Source organism: Arthrobacter sp. E70 (genome assembly GCF_058266945.1).
Genome location: NZ_JBYQFR010000053.1, coordinates 1 through 225, shown reverse-complemented (window position 1 = coordinate 225; position 225 = coordinate 1). Strand labels below are relative to the sequence as shown.

The following is a 225-nucleotide window of genomic DNA, read 5'->3' as shown; positions in this document are numbered from 1 at the left end:
CGTCGCGTTCGTAGCGGCGCTCGGTGGCCCGGGACGCCCTGATCCGTTCTCCGGTCATCGGGTCAAGGTCCCATAGTCGGGGCATGCCGGCCCGGGACAGGATCCGGGAGACCGTCCTGGCGCTGGTGCCGCAGCGTATTGCCAGATCTATCGGGCCTTCCCGGTGCTCAACCCGCCTTGCCAGGACGTCGGCAACGACGCCTGCCGGGGTGGCGTGCGGGCATG

At 70.2% G+C, this 225-nt stretch carries 1 pseudogene; it reads right to left on the bottom strand.

From position 1 onward, the window contains the following. Positions 1 to 225, bottom strand: a pseudogene (locus AC3IMC_RS20505) (IS481 family transposase); the annotation flags it as partial.